The 20,907-nt window shown below is 58.7% G+C and carries 20 protein-coding genes; 13 read left to right on the top strand and 7 right to left on the bottom strand.

Features of this window, described 5'->3' with window-relative positions; genetic code table 11:
* Nucleotides 1-104: 104 nt before the first annotated feature.
* The gene (locus HK28_RS00460; RefSeq protein ID WP_086642651.1) at nucleotides 105-716 is read right to left on the bottom strand and encodes a nucleoside 2-deoxyribosyltransferase; all 612 of its coding nucleotides are present in this window, start codon (nucleotides 714-716) and stop codon (nucleotides 105-107) included.
* 135 nt (nucleotides 717-851) lie between these two features.
* On the opposite strand from HK28_RS00460, the gene HK28_RS00465 reads away from it, so the two are divergent.
* The 9 genes from HK28_RS00465 (at nucleotide 852) to HK28_RS00505 (ending at nucleotide 10,936) form a co-directional block, all read left to right on the top strand.
* Entirely contained in the window at nucleotides 852-1,448 is a 597-nt protein-coding gene (locus HK28_RS00465) for an aminodeoxychorismate/anthranilate synthase component II (RefSeq protein WP_086642652.1), read from the top strand.
* A gap of 57 nt (nucleotides 1,449-1,505) precedes the next feature.
* On the top strand, nucleotides 1,506-2,645 hold the full coding sequence (gene trpD / locus HK28_RS00470; RefSeq protein ID WP_086642653.1) for an anthranilate phosphoribosyltransferase: 1,140 nt from the start codon (nucleotides 1,506-1,508) through the stop codon (nucleotides 2,643-2,645).
* A gap of 91 nt (nucleotides 2,646-2,736) precedes the next feature.
* Complete coding sequence (trpC, locus tag HK28_RS00475; RefSeq protein WP_086642801.1) at nucleotides 2,737-3,591, top strand: indole-3-glycerol phosphate synthase TrpC; 855 nt, start codon at nucleotides 2,737-2,739, stop codon at nucleotides 3,589-3,591.
* A 44-nt stretch (nucleotides 3,592-3,635) separates the two neighbouring features.
* Nucleotides 3,636-4,139: a cyclic pyranopterin monophosphate synthase MoaC gene (gene moaC, locus HK28_RS00480; RefSeq protein ID WP_086642654.1), complete on the top strand. Its 504-nt coding sequence runs from the start codon at nucleotides 3,636-3,638 to the stop codon at nucleotides 4,137-4,139.
* 68 nt (nucleotides 4,140-4,207) lie between these two features.
* Entirely contained in the window at nucleotides 4,208-5,221 is a 1,014-nt protein-coding gene (gene pdhA / locus HK28_RS00485; RefSeq protein ID WP_086642655.1) for a pyruvate dehydrogenase (acetyl-transferring) E1 component subunit alpha, read from the top strand.
* A gap of 5 nt (nucleotides 5,222-5,226) precedes the next feature.
* Complete coding sequence (locus HK28_RS00490; RefSeq protein ID WP_086642656.1) at nucleotides 5,227-6,600, top strand: pyruvate dehydrogenase complex E1 component subunit beta; 1,374 nt, start codon at nucleotides 5,227-5,229, stop codon at nucleotides 6,598-6,600.
* A gap of 9 nt (nucleotides 6,601-6,609) precedes the next feature.
* Nucleotides 6,610-7,866 carry a pyruvate dehydrogenase complex dihydrolipoamide acetyltransferase gene (locus HK28_RS00495; RefSeq protein WP_086642657.1) on the top strand — a complete coding sequence of 419 codons (1,257 nt, stop codon included), beginning with the start codon at nucleotides 6,610-6,612 and terminating at the stop codon, nucleotides 7,864-7,866.
* A gap of 94 nt (nucleotides 7,867-7,960) precedes the next feature.
* On the top strand, nucleotides 7,961-9,370 hold the full coding sequence (gene lpdA / locus HK28_RS00500; protein ID WP_086642658.1) for a dihydrolipoyl dehydrogenase: 1,410 nt from the start codon (nucleotides 7,961-7,963) through the stop codon (nucleotides 9,368-9,370).
* A 765-nt stretch (nucleotides 9,371-10,135) separates the two neighbouring features.
* Nucleotides 10,136-10,936 carry a GGDEF domain-containing protein gene (locus tag HK28_RS00505; protein ID WP_158093338.1) on the top strand — a complete coding sequence of 267 codons (801 nt, stop codon included), beginning with the start codon at nucleotides 10,136-10,138 and terminating at the stop codon, nucleotides 10,934-10,936.
* A gap of 309 nt (nucleotides 10,937-11,245) precedes the next feature.
* Here HK28_RS00505 and HK28_RS00510 read toward each other — a convergent pair whose 3' ends face one another.
* Both HK28_RS00510 and HK28_RS00515 read right to left on the bottom strand, forming a co-directional pair.
* Nucleotides 11,246-12,040 (bottom strand): alpha/beta fold hydrolase, encoded by a 795-nt coding sequence (locus HK28_RS00510; RefSeq protein ID WP_086642660.1) that lies wholly within the window; start codon nucleotides 12,038-12,040, stop codon nucleotides 11,246-11,248.
* Between the two features lie 5 nt (nucleotides 12,041-12,045).
* A complete protein-coding gene (locus HK28_RS00515; protein ID WP_233140268.1) occupies nucleotides 12,046-13,080 on the bottom strand; it encodes an NAD(P)H-quinone oxidoreductase in 1,035 nt (344 codons plus the stop codon).
* A 286-nt stretch (nucleotides 13,081-13,366) separates the two neighbouring features.
* On the opposite strand from HK28_RS00515, the gene HK28_RS00520 reads away from it, so the two are divergent.
* On the top strand, nucleotides 13,367-15,250 hold the full coding sequence (locus HK28_RS00520; RefSeq protein ID WP_086642661.1) for a chloride channel protein: 1,884 nt from the start codon (nucleotides 13,367-13,369) through the stop codon (nucleotides 15,248-15,250).
* A gap of 36 nt (nucleotides 15,251-15,286) precedes the next feature.
* Here HK28_RS00520 and HK28_RS00525 read toward each other — a convergent pair whose 3' ends face one another.
* Nucleotides 15,287-15,733 (bottom strand): hypothetical protein, encoded by a 447-nt coding sequence (locus HK28_RS00525; RefSeq protein WP_233140269.1) that lies wholly within the window; start codon nucleotides 15,731-15,733, stop codon nucleotides 15,287-15,289.
* A 200-nt stretch (nucleotides 15,734-15,933) separates the two neighbouring features.
* Between HK28_RS00525 and HK28_RS14200 the strand changes: the two genes are divergently transcribed.
* The 3 genes from HK28_RS14200 (at nucleotide 15,934) to HK28_RS00540 (ending at nucleotide 19,171) form a co-directional block, all read left to right on the top strand.
* Nucleotides 15,934-16,152: a hypothetical protein gene (locus tag HK28_RS14200; protein ID WP_086642803.1), complete on the top strand. Its 219-nt coding sequence runs from the start codon at nucleotides 15,934-15,936 to the stop codon at nucleotides 16,150-16,152.
* The gene (locus HK28_RS00535; protein ID WP_086642663.1) at nucleotides 16,149-16,931 is read left to right on the top strand and encodes a hypothetical protein; all 783 of its coding nucleotides are present in this window, start codon (nucleotides 16,149-16,151) and stop codon (nucleotides 16,929-16,931) included. The genes HK28_RS14200 and HK28_RS00535 overlap by 4 nt, the downstream gene beginning before the upstream one ends.
* A 581-nt stretch (nucleotides 16,932-17,512) precedes the next feature.
* Nucleotides 17,513-19,171 (top strand): carbohydrate porin, encoded by a 1,659-nt coding sequence (locus HK28_RS00540; protein ID WP_233140270.1) that lies wholly within the window; start codon nucleotides 17,513-17,515, stop codon nucleotides 19,169-19,171.
* Nucleotides 19,172-19,405: 234 nt separating this feature from the next.
* On the opposite strand, the gene HK28_RS00545 is transcribed toward HK28_RS00540, so the two are convergent.
* Genes HK28_RS00545 through HK28_RS00555 form a run of 3 tightly spaced genes read right to left on the bottom strand, consistent with a single transcriptional unit; the run spans nucleotide 19,406 to nucleotide 20,808 of the window.
* On the bottom strand, nucleotides 19,406-19,633 hold the full coding sequence (locus tag HK28_RS00545) for a tautomerase family protein (RefSeq protein ID WP_086642664.1): 228 nt from the start codon (nucleotides 19,631-19,633) through the stop codon (nucleotides 19,406-19,408).
* 8 nt (nucleotides 19,634-19,641) lie between these two features.
* Complete coding sequence (locus tag HK28_RS00550) at nucleotides 19,642-20,385, bottom strand: SDR family oxidoreductase (protein ID WP_086642665.1); 744 nt, start codon at nucleotides 20,383-20,385, stop codon at nucleotides 19,642-19,644.
* A gap of 27 nt (nucleotides 20,386-20,412) precedes the next feature.
* Nucleotides 20,413-20,808 carry a cupin domain-containing protein gene (locus HK28_RS00555; RefSeq protein WP_086642666.1) on the bottom strand — a complete coding sequence of 132 codons (396 nt, stop codon included), beginning with the start codon at nucleotides 20,806-20,808 and terminating at the stop codon, nucleotides 20,413-20,415.
* Nucleotides 20,809-20,907 lie beyond the last annotated feature (99 nt).

Here is a 20,907-nt window from a genome sequence, read left to right on the forward strand (position 1 = left end):
GCCAGCGACGAAGAAGCATCAAGGCTTATATGAAATTTTTCAATGACAGATAATCGGTTTACACATACCGGCTATAATCTGTTGTAAGGTCGTATCGATAATCGTCAGATCGCAAGGCGCCTCGCCAGGGCCGAGGCTGCAATAGCCAACGCTTCCGGAAGCGTTGGCGCGACATGGACGGAGCCGCCGGAGAGGCGAATGAAACCTTCCGTCATCCCGTTCTGCACCATGCCTTCCGAATGAACGATCAGACCGTCCGCATCCTCCCACGCGCCGCTGCCGCCAGTCGTCTGGCGAAGACGCAGGCGCTCGCTCCAGGCTCGGGCGCAGTAGTCGCGCACCTTGTCGGGATAGGATCTACCATCAACGGTGTAACCTTCGAGCGCTTTGCCCTGCGCCGTCATGTAGCCGATCTCAACGGCGGTGCCGGGGTCCATGTCGGCGGCACGGCGAAACGGATCGAGGCAAAACATCCCCGCGTCGCACGAATCCATAAGGGTGCGATCGGCGGCGACAATCGACAGCGTCGTTTCAAGGCCGGGCGGCAATCCGCTGAGGTCGATCTGCCCGTCCAGCGGCGCTACGCCTTCCAGTCCGTGTGTCGCGCATACGGCCTTAAGGGTGGCGAACAGGCTCTCCGCGTTCGGGCGAAAGACAAGATCCCCGGCAAGATAAACGCGGGGACGAGGGCTGGCGGGCTTGGGCTTCGTCGGCACGGTGGGCGCTCATTTCCGATGCTGGTGGTTGTCGCCAATGCGATCGCCTGATCGGATTCTGTCAACCACCGGATCAGCGTGAGCTGCATGGCGGAGGGGTTTGACCGGAGGCCGAGGGATCGCCATCATAAAGGCATGATCCTGTTGATCGACAATTACGACAGCTTCACCTTCAATCTTGTCCACTATCTGGGCGAACTGGGTGAAGTCTGCGACGTCCGCCGTAACGACGCGCTGACCGCCGACCAGGCGATTGCGCTGGCGCCGGAGGCTATCGTGCTGTCTCCCGGCCCGTGCACGCCCAATGAGGCAGGCGTCTGCTGCGACCTGATCCGTCAGGCTGGGGGCATGATTCCCATATTCGGCGTGTGTCTTGGCCATCAGGCGATTGGTCAGGTCTTCGGCGGAGACGTGATCAGGGCTCCGAGTCCGGTGCACGGCAAGGTGAGCAGGGTGTTCCATGACGGGGCCGACGTATTCGCGGGCCTGCCCAGCCCTTTCCTCGCGACCCGCTATCACAGCCTGACTGTCGATCCGGCGACGTTTCCAGACGCGCTTGAAAAAACCGCGTGGACTGACGACGGCGTGATCATGGGGTTGCGCCATCGCGCGCTGCCGATCCATGGGGTGCAGTTTCACCCTGAAAGTATAGCGTCGGAGCATGGGCGCGACATACTGGCGAATTTTCTAGCGTCTGCGCGCGGATGGCGTGCGACGCAGAAGGCGGCGTGAGGCTGCACGGGTAATGTCAGAGTTTCGCTCCCGGCGAACCGTCATCGTGCGTCCCGTATGAGCGGCGCGAGTCACGTTGCGGTTACGGCCGCCGATCCCTTTCGTCCGGTTCTGGCCGCCGTGGCCACCGGTCGCCCCTTTTCCGTGGACGAGGCGCGTGACGCCTTTGGTCTGATCATGGATGGCGCGGCTAGCGAGGCGCAGATCGCAGCGTTCCTGATGGGACTCAGGGTGCGGGGTGAGCGTCAGGAAGAACTGCTCGGCGCGGTACTTGCCGTGCGCTCCCGCATGTTGGCGATTGAGGAATCACCGCCGGGCGCTATCGACGTATGCGGCACAGGCGGGGACGGCCACGGGACGCTTAACGTATCGACGGCTGTGGCGTTCGTCGTCTCGGCCCTGGGTGTTCCCGTCGCCAAGCATGGCAACCGGGCGTTGTCCTCCTTGTCCGGCGCGTCAGACGTGTTGGGCGCGCTCGGGGTGCCGCTTGAAAGCGACTGCGCGACCCTTGGGGCGGAGCTGCGTTATCGGCGCCTCATCTTCATGGCGGCGCCATCCCATCACCCGGCCATGCGCCATGCCGCAGGCGCTCGCCGGGCGCTGGGCGTGCGAACCTTATTCAATCTCGTCGGGCCTCTGGCCAACCCGGCGCGCGTGACGCGGCAGCTCGTCGGGGTTCCTGAAGCTGTGTGGCTTGAGCCGGTCGTGACGACGCTGCGTGACCTTGGGTCCGAGCGTGTGTGGGCTGTTTGCGGCGACGTTCCGGGTGCTGGGCCGGGTGTTCCGTCCCGGGGCGTCGACGAAGTCACGCTGTCTGGCCCTACGGAGATAGCAGCTCTGGAGAACGGCGAAATTATTCGCACGATTCTCACGCCGGATATGGCGGGCCTGCCTTCTGCGCCCATATCAGCGATAGCAGGCGGTGGTCCGGTCGAAAACGCGGAAGCGCTGTTGGCGTTGCTCAAGGGCGCCCATGGACCTTACAGGGACACTGTTTTGCTCAACGCGGCGTGCGCGCTGCATGTGGCGGGACGTGGCGTGGTGCTGCAGGCAGGCCGCATAGCCCCGGAGGCTTTACGGGAACTCGTTGCGCTTGCGGCGCATGTGATCGACAATGGCGCGGCGCTATCCAGTCTTCAGGCTGCCCGCAGGGGCAGAACTGAGGTTGCGAGCGACCGGGGCGGGAGCGGTTCGTGACAGTTGGTGACGCGACTTTCGCTATGGGTGGGAGCGGTTTCGAGCTGCGTTCGACCCGAATTACAGTTTCAAATGCGAGATCAGGGACATGATGAACGAGACGCCGAATGAGGCGCCTGTTGAGGCGTCGGGGGAGGGTAATTCCTCGCTACCAGACGTTTTGGCCCGCATTGTCGCGCGCTCCCGGATCGAGGTGGCGCATCGTTCGACATTGATGTCTCTGAAGGACATCTCGGCGAAGGCGCGTGAGACGGAGTTTGGGCCTCGCGGGTTTGGCCGAGCTCTCAAGGAGAAGACGGCGGACCAGCTTCCGGGCTTGATCGCTGAAATCAAGAAGGCGTCGCCGTCGGCCGGATTGTTGCGCGACCCGTACGATCCGGTCGCCATCGCGAAGTCATACGAAGCGGCGGGCGCCGCCTGCCTGTCGATCCTCACGGAAAGCTCCTGCTTTCACGGCGATGTGGAAGATCTGAAGGCGGCCCGGGCGGCCTGCGACCTTCCGGTGTTGCGGAAGGACTTCATCTTCGATCCGTGGCAAATCTACGAGACGCGACTGATCGGCGCGGATTGCGTGTTGCTGATCATGGCGATCCTCACGGACGTGGAGGCTGCCGAACTTGTGGATCATGCGCGCGGCCTCGACATTGATGTGCTGGTCGAGGTGCACTCCGAGGAGGAGTTGACGCGTGCTCTGGCTCTCGACACCTCCCTGATCGGGATCAACAATCGAGACCTCAAGTCGCTTCGCACGGATTTGGAAACGACGATGCGGCTCGCGCCGCTGGTGCCGCCTGACAAGATTATCGTGTCGGAAAGTGGCATCGGCACGCATGAGGATGTCGTCCGTCTTGGATCGGTCGGCGCCAGCGGCTTTCTTGTGGGTGAATCGTTGTTGCGTCACGAGGATCCGGGCGTCGCCGCGCGAGCGTTGCTTGGTCAGGGCTGACAGCGCGACGTCTCTCACGTCCGGTCAGGCGGAGCGCTGACATAATGTCTTCAGATCATTCCGAGTCCGGGGCTGACCCGGATGGGTTCACGCACCTCGATGCGCGTGGCCGGGCACTCATGGTCGACGTTTCGGGGAAGCAGGAGACCGTGCGCGTTGCGGTGGCCCGTGGTCGCGTGAGTATGGCGCCGGAAGTCGCGCTGCTTTTGTCTTCTGGCGAAATACCGAAAGGTGACGTGCTCGCGGCGGCCCGTATCGCAGGTGTGATGGCTGCGAAGCGCACTTCGGACCTGATTCCGCTTTGTCATCCCATAATGTTGACCTCGGTTAAGGTGACGCTTGAGGTAACGCCTGGATCTGTCGAAATCGAAGCAACGGCCAAAACCTGCGGCCAAACCGGAGTCGAGATGGAGGTGTTGACTGCCGTAAGCGTCAGCGCACTAACAGTTTATGACATGTGTAAGGCTCTGGATCGCTCAATGCGTATCGGCGATATACGTCTTGTGCAAAAATCTGGCGGACGGTCCGGCGATTTTACGGGTTCCTGAAAATCCCGACACGCGGGCGGCGCGCTGCGTTGCCCGCACGATATATTTTGACGAGTGGAGCGTTTTTTATGGCTGATACCCCCACGTCCAACCTGGCAGCGGGACGGAACGACCCCTCGCTCGACACGGAAGGCCTCAAGCGCGCCTTTCACGACATGCTTCTGATTCGTCGTTTCGAGGAGAGGGCCGGCCAGCTCTACGGCATGGGACTCATCGGCGGGTTCTGCCATCTGTATATCGGGCAGGAAGCGGTCGTCGTCGGCGTGCAGATGGCGCTCAAGGAAGGCGACAAGATCATCACGTCGTACCGTGACCACGGTCAGATGATCGCGGCTGGCATGGACCCGCGCGGCGTCATGGCGGAGCTGACCGGCCGCGCGACCGGGTATTCGCGCGGCAAGGGCGGCTCGATGCACATGTTCTCGCGTGAGAAGAATTTTTACGGCGGCCACGGCATTGTGGGCGCGCAGGTTGCGCTGGGCATAGGCTTGGCCTTCGCCAACAAGTACCGTGGTACGGATGAGGTCTCGATGACCTACTTCGGCGAGGGCGCTTCCAATCAGGGGCAGGTGTACGAAAGCTTCAATCTTGCCGCCCTGCACAAACTGCCTTGCGTGTTCGTGATCGAGAACAACCGTTATGGCATGGGGACGAGCGTCGAGCGGTCTTCTGCAGCCTCCCAGCATTTGTGGCGTAACGGCGAGCCCTGGGGCATTCCGGGAAAGCAGGTTGACGGTATGGATGTTTCCGCCGTCAACGCAGCAACCCGGGAGGCCGTAGCCTACTGTCGCGCAGGCAACGGGCCGTACCTGCTGGAGATGTCGACATATCGCTATCGCGGTCATTCCATGTCCGATCCGGCGAAATATCGTCAGCGCAGCGAAGTCGACGAAATTCGTCAGAAGCATGATCCGATCGATCACGTTCGTAATCAGTTGCTCGCCTCGGGTGTCGAGGAAGCCGAACTGAAGGCCGTAGAGGATGGCATCAAGGCCGTCGTCGCTGACGCCACGGAATTTGCAAAAACGAGCCCGGAGCCTGATCCGGCGGAACTGTACACAGACGTGCTGGTAGAGGCGTAAGCGTAATGGCCACCGATATTCTGATGCCGGCGCTTTCGCCGACCATGACCGAGGGCAAGATCGCCCGTTGGCTCAAGAAAGAGGGCGACAAAGTGTCCTCCGGCGACGTGATTGCGGAAATCGAAACCGACAAGGCGACGATGGAGGTCGAGGCTGTCGACGAAGGCGTGCTTGGTCGTATTCTTGTGCCTGAGGGAACCGAAGGCGTGGCTGTGAATGCGCCGATCGCCGTTCTCGTCTCTGACGGGGAGAGCGTTCCCGAAGCGGGTGGCGCCGCACAGTCGGCTGCGCCCTCTGCCGCGCCGGAAAAAGTCGAAGCAGCGGCGGAGTCCGCCACGTCGTCCAAACCTGCAGCCGCTCCGGTTGCGTTATCTGCGCCTGAACCTGAAAAGGACTGGGGTGAGACGAGCGAAATCACCGTCCGCGAAGCGCTGCGCGACGCCATGGCGCTGGAAATGCGACGCGATCCGGACGTGTTCCTGATCGGTGAGGAAGTCGGTCAGTATCAGGGCGCCTACAAGGTGTCGCAGGGACTGCTTGACGAGTTCGGCGAAGGGCGTGTCATCGACATGCCGATCACCGAACACGGCTTCACGGGCATGGCGACGGGCGCCGCGCTTACGGGGCTGCGTCCGATCGTCGAGTTCATGACGATGAATTTCTCGATGCAGGCCATCGACCACATCATCAATTCCGCAGCGAAGACGCTGTATATGTCCGGTGGGCAGATGGGTTGTCCCATCGTCTTCCGTGCCCCGAACGGCGCCGCATCGCGTGTCGGCGCACAGCATTCGCAATGTTATGCGAGCTGGTACGGGCACGTTCCCGGCCTGAAAGTTGTCGCCCCGTGGTCGGCGGCGGATGCGAAGGGTCTGCTGCGCGCGGCCATTCGCGATCCGAACCCGGTGATCGTTCTGGAAAACGAAATGCTCTACGGGCACAAATTCCAGTGTCCTGTCGATGAAGATTTCATTCTCCCGATTGGAAAGGCGAAAATCGAACGGCCCGGCAAGGACGTCACGCTGGTCGGTTTTTCGATCTCCGTTGGAACAGCAATGGCTGCGGCGGATATTCTGGCGGAACAGGGGATTGATGCGGAGGTCATCAACCTGCGTTCCATCCGTCCGCTGGATATCGCGACCATCGTGGAGAGCGTGAAGAAGACCTCCCGTCTGGTGACGGTGGAGGAAGGCTGGCCCTTCGCAGGTATCGGCGCGGAAATTGTCATGCAGATCATCGAGCACGCATTCGACTGGCTGGATGCGCCGCCGGTGCGCGTTGCGGGCGTCGATGTGCCGATGCCTTTCGCCGCCAATCTGGAAAAACTGGCGCTGCCGCAGCCTGACTGGGTTGTAGACGCCGTCCGCAAGCTGGTCTGAGGAGACATCATGGCTACCGATATCCTGATGCCGGCCCTCTCGCCGACTATGACGGAGGGCAAGCTTTCGCGTTGGCTCAAGCAGGAGGGCGACAAAGTCTCCTCCGGTGACGTGATCGCGGAAATCGAAACCGACAAGGCGACGATGGAGGTCGAGGCGGTTGACGAGGGTGTGCTCGGACGCATTCTTGTGCCAGCTGGGACCGAAGGCGTGGCGGTGAATGCGCCGATCGCTATTCTCGTGGATGACGGCGAAGCTGTTCCTGACGCGACGGCGTCGGGTAATGCTGTGGCAGAGGCGCCGAAGGAAAAGTCTGCCGTTGAGCAGGCGGCTGCGGCGCCTGCAGCCAAGGTTCCGCAGGCCGCGTCGAACGCGCCCACGAAATCTGCTCCTGCAGGGCGAGTTTTTGCGTCGCCATTGGCGAAGCGGATTGCGAAAGACGCTGGCGTCAACCTTGCGAACGTGAAGGGCTCTGGCCCGAATGGACGCATCGTGAAACGTGACGTTGAAGCTGCGAAAACAGCGCCAGCCGCGGCATCAAAAGGGGCCGCCGCTCCTGTTGCGCCTGGTGGTTTCATCAGCACGCCACTGTCGTCGATGCGTAAGGTGATTGCGCGACGTCTTACTGAATCGAAAACAACGGTTCCGCATTTCTATGTGTCGATCGACATGCAACTGGATGCGCTCCTTGCGCTGCGGTCGCAGTTGAACAAGGCTTCTCCGGAGGATGGGCCGGATGCATTCAAGCTGTCGGTCAACGACATGCTGGTGAAGGCGGCGGCTCTCGCGCTCCGCCGTGTTCCCGGACTGAACGTGTCCTTCACGGAAGATGCGCTTATCCAATACAATGACGTCGACATATCGATCGCGGTTTCGATTCCCGACGGTCTGATCACTCCGATCATCCGGCAGGCTGACAAGAAGACGCTCCGCGAGATCAGCAACGAGACCAAGGATCTTGTCGCCCGCGCCCGGGCAGGCAAGCTGAAACCGGAAGAGTTTCAGGGAGGCTCGTTCTCGATCTCCAATATGGGCATGTTCGGCGTCACGTCGTTCTCTGCGATCATCAACCCGCCGCAAGCTGGAATCCTGGCGATCGCCGCCGGTGAAAAGCGCGCCGTGGTCAAGGGAGACGCTCTGGCTGTCGCGACGGTCATGACGGCGACCCTGTCTGCGGACCATCGCGTGGTGGACGGGGCGTTGGGAGCGCAATGGATGTCCACGTTGCGTTCGATCGTCGAAAATCCGATCGCGCTCGTCATCTGAACATGAAGTGTCCCCGGGCGGCGTGCTGTAGTCGACGCCGGGGGCGGGGATCTCAACCGATCCCGTTTTCTCAAGAATCAGCCAGGAAACAGGCATGAGCACCACCGAGTTCGATCTTGTCGTCATCGGCGGCGGCCCCGGCGGTTACGTCGCGGCCCTTCGCGCGGCGCAACTGAAACTGTCGGTCGCCGTTGTGGAGGCCAATCACCTCGGGGGTATTTGCCTTAACTGGGGCTGTATTCCGACAAAAGCGCTTCTACGCGCTTCGGAAATCAACCACCTGCTGCATGATCTCGGGCAGTTCGGGTTCGCTGCGGACAATCCTCGTTTTGACTTCCAGAAGGTCGTTGCGCGCTCTCGTGCCGTGTCGAAGCAACTCTCCGGGGGCGTAGCGCATCTGCTGAAGAAGGCGAAGGTTCCCGTTTTCGACGGACTTGCGAAGCTCTCCGGCGTTTCGGGTAAAAAGCGCAAGATTGAAGTGACGTTGAAGGATGGGGCGAAAACCGTTCTGACGGCGACCAACGTAATTCTTGCGACAGGCGCGCGCGCGCGCGCGTTGCCGGGGCTGGAGCCCGACGGCAAGTTCGTCTGGTCATACCGAGAGGCTCTGGTTCCGGAAGAGTTGCCCAAGCGGTTGCTGGTTATCGGCTCAGGTGCGATCGGCACGGAATTCGCGTCGTTTTATCGCAACATGGGCTCCGAGGTGACGCTGGTCGAGGTCGCTGATCGCGTTCTTCCTGTCGAGGATGAAGAGATTAGCAAGCTTGCGCGCACGGCCTTCGAAAAACAGGGAATGAAGGTTCTCACGGGCGCCAAGGTTGGGCCTTTGAAGAAAAGCTCCTTGGAGGTCAACGTCGATATCGAAGCAGGCGGCAAGACGCATAGCCTGACCTTCGATCGCGTGATCTCGGCTGTTGGAATCGTCGGCAACGTCGAGAATATCGGCCTTGAGGGCACCCGGATCGTGGTCGAAAAAACACACATCGTCACCGACGAACTGTGTCGGACTGGCGAATCAGGCGTGTACGCCATCGGCGACGTCGCAGGCGCGCCATGGCTTGCGCACAAGGCCAGCCATGAGGCGGTGATGTGTGTGGAATCTATTGCCGGTCGCCACGTCCACCCGATTGACGCGACAAAAATTCCTGGTTGCACATATTGCCGACCGCAGATCGCTTCAGTGGGTTACACGGAAGCAAAGGCGAAGGCGGCGGGGTATGAAGTCCGGGTGGGCCGCTTCCCATTCATCGGTAACGGCAAGGCAATCGCCATGGGCGAAGTCGACGGGCTGGTGAAGACGGTGTTCGACGCGAAGACGGGAGAGCTTCTTGGCGCGCACATGATCGGCGCGGAAGTCACCGAGATGATTCAGGGCTACGTGATCGCCCGGAGCGGGGAGTTGACGGAAGCTGAGTTGAAGGAAACGGTGTTTCCGCATCCGACTATTTCCGAATCCATGCATGAGGCGGTGCTGGCGGCATACGACGGAGCACTTCATTTTTAATGTTCGTGTGATGGCGTTTTCTTTGTTTTTCCTTGATTTTGGAGCGGCGCATTACGATGCGCCGCTTTTTTTATATTGAAATTCTCCGATTTACTCGTGTAGTTTTATTCGGACAAAACGCAGTGAAACCACGCTATACCGACTGTTTTTCTGTTCGTATTTATTTTCACGATAATCGAAAATAAAACCTCATCGCATCAACGGTTAAGTAATTTGTTTATTATATAAATCCAGAATTTTTAGATTTTAAAGTGTGGCATATTGACATTCCGTGTTGTTTTCGGTCTTGCGCTTTGGACGTGAAGCGTGTGTCTAAGGTTTGTTCTGCAGGAGCACAATCAGGCCATGCCACCTAGCCTTGGGGCGCATTTCTTCGCGTCACTCTTGAACCCAGGCGTAAGTCTCCTGCTTGCCGTGGCGTTCGGTCTCTTGTGGAGACATAACCGCTCACAGGTGTACCCAAAGCTGGCGGCATATTGTTACGCGGTAATGACGGCTGCGTTTATTTTGGCGGAGCTGATTGGCCCAGAGTATCGCGCACTGTCTCTTATCGCAAATATAGGATTTCTTCTTTCTTCTATACTAATGTCGGCGTCTATAATAATTCGATACGAAGTTGGAATACCTTTTCTTCTATATTCTTTGATATTTTTGTTGATGGTTATTTCGTATTCTGTGGCGTCATTTGTTGATAATTGTTTGACTTGCAGGCTTTATAACGTGAACTTTGCGTTAGGCTCTGTTTCCTTATTGACGGCTTTCAAAATGAGTAAAGCTCAAAGAAAGCATGTCATAGACAATATATTGTTTGTTTTGTGCTTTTTGGTTTCTGCGAATTATTTTATTCGACCAATTCTTTTGAGGGTGCTGTTTTCCGACAATTTCTCGGCGTTTCATGAGTCCTTATACTGGGCGACGACTATTTTTGCCCAAATTATGATTTCAGTTGCAGTGGCGCTTAATCTCCTTATTGCCATCGCAGTTGATCAGATGATGGAACTCAGGCGAGAGGCTCATACCGACAAATTATCTGGTCTTCTGAATCGAGATGGATTTGATCACGCTTTGCAGGCGCTGAGAAACGCAGAGAGAGACAGGAATGAGCCAATCGCACTGGTGATAGCCGACCTCGATCATTTTAAGCGAATTAACGACACATTTGGCCATGGCGTTGGCGATGCTGTTATAGCGGCGTTCGGTTGCGTCGTGCGTGATACTCTGCACGACCGGTGGATCGCGGCGAGGTTCGGCGGAGAAGAGTTCTCAATTTTGATGTGCGGCGTCACCCCTTCGGAAGCTTACGGAATCTCCGAAAAAATTCGTAGAAAATTTGAAATTCACTGCCGCGACAATATGTCCGGAAGACTTCGGGCGACAGTCAGCATGGGGCTGACGCTGGGCACCTTATCAGGTGATATAAAGCGTTTGTATACAGAAGCCGACAGCACTCTTTATGAAGCAAAACGCGCCGGTCGAAACAACGTAAAAATCCATGTATTCGATGAAAAAATAGGGGATTTTCTCTCTCAAAAGAATGAAAACTGCCTGCATAGCGTCGTGTCCTAGGCCACGAAGCCACACGAAAAGACGAAACCGGTTGCGTCCGTGGATACTCTTCGTCCACGCAAGGGCTATGCTCGCCTTGAGTAAGGCTATGCTTTCATCGATATGGACGGATTTGTGTTAGATCGCTGAAAAGCGGCGTCACTAGCCTCATCGGAGTGCTTTGGAAGGAAACTTAGCGCAAGAGGTTTGATGTCGCGTTAGGCGCGGCGCCGCGATCGTCCGGCTCAGCTTGAGCGTGTGACCGGACGACGCGGCGCAAGGCGTATAGCCCGAACGATCGGGAGTTTCGATTTTTGAATACGTGAAAGCTTAGAGAGCGAGTTCGTTCAGAAAACCTTCAAGAATACTCAAAAATTCCATTGGTTTTTCGGCATGAAGCCAGTGCCCCGCATCAGGAATGGTTTCCAGATGATAGTGCGGAAACAAGTGCTTCATTTCCGGGTAATTCGACGGCTGTATATACCGGGATTTGCCGCCAGAAACAAAAAGCGTGCGCCCGGTGAAGTTCGTTTCTTGCGGCACGGGCGGCCATCCTACGATCTCGGGCATGGCGGACGCGATCTCATGTATTCCTATCGTCCATCCCGGGTTTTTACCCAGACGGAGATTTTGAAGCATAAGGTTCCGAACGTCGGCTTCCGGAATGACGCGGGACAGAAGCGCGTCCGCCTCGGTGCGGTTCAGCGACGCAGGGAAGGGCAGGGCGGCCAGAGCCGCAGCCAGCGTGTGGTTCTGTTGAAAGCCGCCTGCACCTGGGGCGATATCCGCCACAAGCAGGCGCTCGACGGCCGCTGGATGGCGAAGCGCCAACATCATGGCCGTTTTGCCACCCATCGAATGCCCGACGATCACGGCGGGTATTGCATCGTGCGCCTTCAACGTCTCGTAGACGTCTTCGGCCATCGTGGGATAATCTGCGGGGCCGTGGGGGCTGTCGCCGTGGTTGCGCAGGTCGAGCGCCAGAGTTCGTCTGAATTCCCCTATCCGTCTTTGAAAAAATCCGAAATTTCTGGCGCGCCCAAACAGCCCGTGCAGAAACACGACCGGAGGCTTAGACAAGCCGCCGCCTGATTCAGGTTTCCGTTCGATAACGTCAAGCAGCATGATTTTCAGAGCTCCGCTTCATGCAGCAGGACGATTTTTCCGGAATGCGTTCCGTCTTCCATCATCCTGTGCGCCGCCGCCGCGTGAGCGAGCGGGAATGTCGCATGTATCAGCGGTGCGATTTCGCCAGCGTCAAGTTTGGGCCAGACGTTTTTCAGCAATTCCCGCGCCACGCGCGCCTTGAACGCCGAATCTCTGGGACGAAGTGTCGTGCCGGTGATGGTAAGACGTTTTGTCATCAGACGGGCGAGCCCGACCTCCGACGCCTTCGGTCCGCCCTGAAGGGCGATGATTACGAGCCGCCCTTCTTCTGACAGGCAGCGCAGGTTGCGATCGAGATACGAGCCGCCGACGATGTCGAGAATGACGTTCACGCCTTTTCCAGCCGTCAGTGCGCCGATGCGTTCAACGAAGTCCTCATTACGGTAATTGATCGCTCGGGCCCCGAGCGTTTCGCACACGGCGCATTTTTCAGCGCTTCCAGCCGTGGCGTAGACCTCCGCGCCGAAAGCGCGCGCTATTTGTATCGCCGTGGTGCCGATGCCGCTGGAGCCGCCATGGATCATGACGCGCTCTCCAGCGCGAAGCCCTGCTGTGATGAACAAGTTCGTCCAGACCGTAAAGAACGTCTCTGGCAGGGCGGCGGCCCGCACTGCGTCGAACCCTTTCGGCCAGGGCAGGCACTGACCGCTCGGAACGGCGCAATAATCGGCATAGCCACCGCCATTGGTCAGGGCGCAGACGCGGTCGCCGATGGAAAGCGCCGGGGGAGGGGCATCGTCCGCAGTCGGCCCGAGCGCCACGACTTCGCCAGCGATTTCGAGGCCGAGTAAGGGGCTGGCGCCCGGCGGAGGCGGATAAATACCCTGACGTTGCATGACGTCCGGTCGGTTCACGCCACTGGCGAACACGCGCACCAATACTTCGCCGGGACGGAGCGTTGGAACAGCCTCCTCTCCGAGATGCAGGACCTCGGGGCCGCCGGGTTGATCGAGCACGATGGCTTGCATGGTCGGAGGGATGGTGGGGGTGGCTGTCATGATCAGGCGTCCTGCCGTTCAGCGGTAAGGAATCGTCGAAAACCCGGAGCTCTCGCTCGAGCGAAGATGCGATTGTGCCTCTCCGGGAGCGTCTGTCACGTCACATAAGCGGAGCGTCATTGTACATTCGTCGAGACGTTGATCCGCTTCTGATCAACAAAAGGTGCGTGTGTCAGAGTGAGAGTGTATGTCAGGGGAAGCGTGCTGGGCTGGAAGCCGGGTGGAGGCCGTCATTACGAACTCCGGTTGAGATGGCCCGCGAACGCAGTGCGGGGAAGCAGCGGGTATGGCCGCGAAGGCTGGAACAGAGGCAGGCGAGGCGACTAATCTTCTGCCTGAAGAGGAGATCCGGGACAGTTCGCGTGGACGTCCAGTTGGCCGCCGTCACAGATTTTCAGGCGCGCTGCAACTGGTGCTTGATGGGTACTTCGTCCCCGGCGCTCGCACGCTCCGCAATATCCGATGTCTGGTACGCGTCGATTCTCTTTGGTTGCTTGCTCTTGCGGCGTTGGTCGGCTCGTTGGCCGGGCTGGTCGTGGCGGCGATGACCCATGCGACGTTGCTGGCGCACGCTGTTCTGTTCGGGGCGCCCGGAGGGCGGCTATCCGGGCTTACGGCTCTGGTGTCGTGGCGTTGCGCTGTCCCGGCGATCGGAGGGCTGGCTCTGGGGCTGTTCGGCGTGGCGATCAGGCGCAGCCTGCCGCCGCGCCCGGTCGATCCGATCGAAGCGAACGCGCTTCATGGCGGCAGGATGTCGCTTCGACAGAGTGTGCTGATCGCGATCCAGACAATTATCTCCAATGGCTCGGGCGCCTCGATCGGGCTGGAGGCCGGTTTCACCCAACTGGCTTCTGCGGCAGGCGCGCGGCTGGGCTGCTTTTTACGTGTGCATCGGGCGGACATGCGGCTGTTGGTCGGGTGCGGCGCGGCTGGCGCCATAGGCGCCGCATTCGACGCGCCGCTGGCTGGCGCGTTTTATGCGTTCGAATTGGTGATCGGCAGCTACACGATGGCCAATCTCGCCCCGGTGGCGCTCGCCTCGATATGCGCGACAGGCGTTGCGACGGTCGCGTGCAGCGTGATTCCACCACTACATTTAGCGCCTCCGTCGGCGCTGCGGCTGCGCGATTGCCTGCCCATCGCCGGTCTGGGCGCGTTCTGCGCGTTATCTGGTATTGCGCTGATGCGTGTGGTTACGCTGATCGAGAGCGGGTTCAACCGGACCCGTTTACCCGTCTGGAGCCGCCCCGCGCTGGGCGGCGCGGTCATTGGTGGATTGGCGCTGTTATCGCCGACGGTGCTGTCGTCTGGTCACATGGCCATGCGCGCCGGATTGATGGAGAGTCTGACGCTCGGGCGGGCGTCGTGGCTGTTTCTTCTGAAGGCTCTGGCGTCGGCGGTGTCCATAGGTTCGGGGTTCCGCGGCGGCCTGTTTTTCGCTTCGCTCTATCTGGGCGTGCTGAATGGCGCGATGTACGGCGATGTTCTGGCGTTGATCGGGATCGACCCGGTGTCGGTTCAGGTCTGTGCAATGGCGGGGATGTGCGCGTTGGCTGTGGCCGTCATCGGCGGTCCAATGACGATGATCTTTCTGGCTCTGGAGACGACCGGCAGCTTTCCCCTGACGGTCGCCGTGCTGATCTCGGCGTTGACGTCATCTTTCGCGACCCGGCGCTGGTTTGGTTATTCATTCGCGACCTGGCGGTTTCACCTGCGTGGCGAGAGCATCCGTTCCGCCGTGGACGTCGGGCGGGTACGCAGTCTGACTGTTGAGCACGTCATGCAGAAAGTCCCGCCGGTTATCGCCATGACCGCGTCTGTTGGCGAAGCGCGTCGACGTTTTGAGGGGCTTCAGCCCCGGCATGTCATCGTCACGGATGAACTCGGAAAATATGCTGGGCTTGTCGCAGCGGACGCCTACAACGCGATCGGCCTGCCGGAAGACGAGTTGCTGGGGCTTTTGCGTACAGACCCCGGCGCCGTGCTCAGACCGTATGAACCTGTTCGCGACGCGCTTGCGACTTTTGAACGCATCCGCGCGCCAGCGCTCGTGGTGCTGGGCGGGTCGTGTCGTGGAGAGATTGTTGGCCTTCTAACCGAGCGTTACGTGCTCAGGCGCTTCGCGAAGGAGCTTGAGCGGGCCTGGCGGGATATCGCCGGAGACGTCTGACGGCGTCCGCCGGGTATGACGGACGCCCGGTCGCTTTCACCAGCCAAAGCCAGGGCCATACATGAACCCCGGACCAAATCCCGGTCCCCATGCGCCCCAGTTCCAACTTGCGTTGTCGTATTCCTGCGCTGACATCGCCTGCTCATCGGCCAGGTTTTGCTGTTGCTGAAACTGGCGATAACGCCCGTAAGCGTCCTGACTGCCTACATACAGGCAGGCGCAGACGGTCGGGTCGGCATAGACGTAAAATACTGAATCACCTTTGGTTCGGCGAACGAACCGGTGGCTCGGCAATGAGCGCAGCATCGCCTGTCGTTCGGGCGTGTTCGCAGGCTGGTCGACGAACCCTGCGGCCGAGAGGTGATCCTCCTTGGACGAGACGATCTCCTGAGGGGAGGCGCAGGCCGCGAGCGTGGCGAGGCCCAGCATTAGAGCGGCGACGGCTCCGGGGCGAACAGTTCTGATAGATGTTTTTGAAAGCACGGAGAGTGGCTCCCTTCCTTCTGCGACGGATCGATGCCGGGGGTCTGTTGGCGGTTTCACACTATCAACTGCTGTTTCTGCGCCAAGTTTGACATGTTTTGTTGTAATTTATATTTAATTTTGAGACGAGCTTCGTGTTGGAAGCTGTCGCTGCGAGATTGCCAGTTGCCTATCGCCGCGTGATTTCGGATGTTCCGGACATGTGGGACGAACCTTACCTTGAAACCTGTTGTCGATCGGCGCTGCATCGGCTCTGCCTCTCCGGTTCTCTGGGCAGGCCGACCGGGCTGAGGGACCAGCCATGCCTCGAGCGGCTTGAGGGGCTTGGATTCGCGTGTATGGGCGCGGATGGGCGATTTCGTGCCACGCCGGAGGGCGAAGCCCGGCGCCGCTCAGAAATTCTGAAACTCGCTTCATGACGGAACGCCGGCTCGGGAGAAGCGCCGGAGGTTACGAGAGAGATGAGTCTCCGCAAGCGGCGGAAGGCATGCGCTGGGAGGCGTTCTGGGAACTGCTTGATCTGGCTGCGGCTGAGCGTGGGCTGAGCGTGTCGGGTCTGGCGAAGGCCGCAGGGCTGGACCCCACTGCGTTGAATCCGTCAAAGCGTTTCGCCCCTGACGGCCGCCGACGCTGGCTGCGGATGGATACGGTGTTTCGCTTGCTCGATATCGCGGAGATCTCCTTGGCGAGGTTTGGGGAAGCAATGGAGCAAGGAGCGGCGCGAGGAAACGTCACGCCAGGCGCGCAGACGGGCTTGCCGGAACACGCCTTGCTGCGCGCGACGTCGTTCTCGCATCTCGCGGTCGCAGGACTTTTTGATCGTGCGTTTTTGCCTGTAGGGAGACCTCGCGGGAATGTCGTAGCGCGCCGTCGGCATGACGCCTCTGCGTCTTCATGGGGTGAGATCGCTGCGCCGACCACTGGCTGCGGTCCGCATGATTATGCAGTGCGCCTCGATACGGCAGATTATGAACCGGTGTTTCGCGACAACAGTTTGCTCGTCATGGCGCCCGACGCCGCTTTGCACTCGGGAGATCGCGCGCTTTTATATGGAGAGGGTCTCGTTCCGCGGATTGTAAGGATTCAGATATTGAACGCCGATACGGCGACGGTTGTTTCGCCGATCGGAGACGTTGCTGAGACTGTAGATTTGTCGTCGCGACTGGTCTTGCATCGAATTGTCGCCGCTACATTATAGCTACTCAGTCGACTATGCCGCGTCGCGCAGTTGAGCGACGGTTACTAAAAACAAGGCTGTATCTGCGGAGTGGCTCGAGCAGGTAAATGGTTCGCTTCTTTTGAATGTAAAACTTGAAGTTGAAGGCAGACAATAAAGCCTCCCGTTCCTGATGAGGCGATCATTAAGCGCGATCGTTGGCTTCGTGCGTCCCGTGCGTGGAGCGCATGTGGTCCAGGAGGCGTCTGGAAATGGAATTTCGAACGGAGTAAGTGGCCAGTCTTGATCCGTCCGAAGGAAGTTCGTCTTCGGGCGCCTGAAGGGTTGATTTAACGGCAGGTCATTCTCCAGCGGCCAAGAGAGTCGAAATGTTTATTTTCTGAGGACGTAAGTTTTTCTAAATTTATCGTATTCAAGTCAAAGTATTTCAGAGTCGATTTCAGCCTTTTAACTTTATGAGCGGGGTGGCCGTGACGCCATTACATATACGTAATGTGGATGGATGTTCAACGCAATCACACAATTGAGATGAAACTTTATCTGACGTATGCGGGAAAGTAGTTAACAAGCAACAAGCCCAAAAAATGGGCGCAAGGCCAAAAATGAAAACGGAAATCGGCGCACTCGCCGCTGGAAATTCGTATCCGGCGAGCCAGAAGCCAGATCGCAGTGCCCCCGCACGTCCGCGTTTTGTCCCAACCGTCGTAGCTGCAATGGGGCTGTTCGCTGGAACTGCAGAGGCGCAGGAGGCTCTCCCCGTTGCAGGTCGAAGCACGGACCTTGCCGTGCACGCTCACACCTCATGGGCTACTGGTCCTGTCGATCATGATCCAGCCAGCCCAGCACGAACATTATCCGGAGACCGGGTTACACGGATCATTACGATTCCGTCGGCTACGTCGGGGCAACCGCCGAATAAAATTGAAATAGCTCCAATGTTTTCTCCCGAAGTTTTTTCGGGATTTTTTCCGCCGCAATGGGATGCGCACCGTAATACGTTGCTGGAGGACCAATATTTCGCGCCGTCTCCGACGACCCAGCATCTGTTGCCGTCTTTGAACGGTTTCAGGCAAAAATTGGGCAATTACGGCATTGGATTTCAGATGTCGTACAAGGCCGAAGCGCTAGGCGTCGCCAGTGGCGGTAAAGAGCGCGGGATGGAGTATATACACGAGGTCAACTTCCGCGTGGACCTCGATCTAAAGAAAATGCTCGGATTAGATGGCTGGTCCGTACATGGCCTGATCCTTGAGCGGGCAGGCCGCTCGGTCGGTAAGCAAAAGCTCGGCGATTATTACATAAATTATGGAGAGATATACGGTCTTTCAGGAAATTCGGCGGCGCATCTTGGGTTTCTCTACGCCGAAAAAAGGCTCCTGAACAATCGGGTCGACATTATTTTTGGCCGTATGCCGCTTAGCACCGACTTCGCGACCTCTCCGCTGATCTGCACCTTCATGTTGCTCTGCTCTGCTCCAGTCGCATTGAAGCTTGACGCGGGTCTCAGCGTCTATCCGAAAGCGTCATGGGGCGCGCGTATTCGGATGCGTCCGACGCGCGACACAGTGCTTCAATTCGGCGCGTACCAGGTTCGCCCGACCGCAAGCGACATCAGCGGCTGGGCGTGGGCTGGCGAAGAGACTACCGGTGCGGCATTCCCCGTGGAATTCACGTGGCAACCGTTTTTCGGATCAAAAAAACTCGTCGGGCATTACAAGGTCGGCTACATGCACGACACCTCGATCTATGCCGATAACATCGGGAAGCTATCGCCTGCTCTGGCGAAAGCGAATGGTGTGCTCGCGCGCACGTCGCAAAGAGATTCGGTCTGGGTGTTGTTTGACCAGATGATTTATCGCAGCGGCGGCGTGACGCAGATGGACGGCGCCTATGTTCTGGCAGGGTATGTCCACAACACGCCGCGCAATTCGATCTATTCGGATGAAGCGTGGGCGGGAGCGTCGTTTGCCGGGTTGATTCCCGGACGAAATCACGATCGTCTGGGCGTGCTATACAACTATTACCGGGTCAGCCCGAGGCTGGAGACCGGCCAGCGCATTCGCGAGGATGCAGGGTTCAGTCTGGGCGCCACCGTCACGGGTCCGCAGAAAACCACATCGGTGATCGAGGTGAACTACGGTATCGACGCCATGCACGGTTTGCTCGTCCAGCCGGAGTTCGAATATGTCTTTCGGCCCGGTGGCACCAGCCGAATTCCAAACGCGGCGGTGTTGGGCGTGAAAGTCATCGGGATTCTGTAGTTTATTTTTATACGAGTCACCGGGCGAATGGGGGCGGCGTCATTCTGTCGAGCATAATGGTCGATGGTATAGGGTCATATAACGACGTTGGCCGTCATCCAGTGGGTTCCGCAAGACTTTGAAAAGATTGATGGAGTGTCTGGATTGATGCTCAGCGATCGACCCTAAACGACCAGTCGATCCGCCATTTCAGCCTTTGTAGAAAGAGGGCGTTATCGATGTTTTGAAACCCGGCTACATGGAGTAGCCAGGTTTTTTGTAAAGATGGCTCTCTTTCTGAACGATGTCAGGCAGGTAAACCTGATTGTGCCAGTCAGGCGGCTGAACCTCTTCGAAGCTGATCGACACTGCGTCATTTCCGTAACCAAGAATGGTAGTCACATTTTCCGTTATGGCTTCGGCAAGTCGCAGCTTTTTTTGCTCGGACTGCCCGGGCCACAGTTTTATAATTACATGCGGCATGAATCACCTCACCAAGGTTGGCTGGTTGGACCAATCGTAAATTCGTTTATGTTGGTGTCTTCAGGCGCGTCGATCGCAAATGAAACCACGCTTGCAACCCGCTCGGGAGAAATGGCGTGCTGGCTGTAAAGATTTTTCATCGCTGCAGCCGCGGTTGGATCAGAGATGCCGCCTAGCAGTTCTGTATTGATCGCCGCCGGATAGATGGTCGATGTGCGGATGTTGGAGCCTTCCATGGCGGATTCCATGCGAAGCACCTCCATGAAATCGCGAACGAACCATTTGGTGCCCCCATAAATGGCGCTGCCCGGATAGGCTTTGAGTCCTGCGACGGAAGAAACAGCGATGACCTGCCCCGATTTCTGCTCCAGAAAGAGAGGCATGGACGCTGCGACGCCATTTAACACCCCCTTTATGTTGATATCGATAGCTGCGTTCCACTCGTCCGTTTTCAACGCGGAAACTGGCGACGTGGGCATCAGGCCAGCATTGAGGAAAATGACGTCGACACGACCGAACCTGTCTTCAGCGCGGCGAATTATCGCGTCGTTGTCGGTTGGTCTGGTCACGTCCATCGCAACGAAGGCGGCCGAGCCGCCTTCGGCTTCTATAGATTCGGCTATGGCCTTGAGACGATCTTCTCTCCGGGCGCCGAGCACAACTTTCGCCCCCTGACGCGCCAGCAAGCGGGCGCTCGCCTCGCCAATGCCCGAAGACGCCCCCGTAATTACGACGACCTTGTTTTCAATCATTGTTTTTATCTCGCGAAAATTGCCTCGTCAGACGCCGTATTGCTGGTCCGAGACCTGCTCCATCCAGTCGACGACCTTGCCATTTTCGACTTCCTGAATGGCGATATGGGTCATGGCTGTGGCAGGCGCGGCGCCGTGCCAGTGTTTTTCTCCGGGCTCGAAAAACACGACGTCGCCCGGACGAATCTCTTCGAGAGCGCCGCCCCAGCGCTGCGCACGCCCAACGCCCGACGTGACGACGATGGTCTGGCCAAGTGGATGGGTGTGCCACGCAGTACGCGCGCCGGGCTCGAAAGTGACGCTTGCGCCCTGCACTCGATCCGGGGCCGCCGGGTTAAAAAGCGAGTCGATGCGGACCGTGCCTGTGAACCAGTCCTCCGGACCTTTCATTGAAGGTTTATGTCCTGAACGGAAAATTTCCATGTTATCTTCCTGTCTGTGACATGCTGATGGCGCGGCTTGCAGGCAGGAAGATAGGCGCAGCTTGCGGTCTGTGATTAGGGTGCATAGAGTTCACGCATC

This window comes from Acetobacter sp. DsW_063 (genome assembly GCF_002153745.1).
Classification (GTDB): domain Bacteria; phylum Pseudomonadota; class Alphaproteobacteria; order Acetobacterales; family Acetobacteraceae; genus Acetobacter.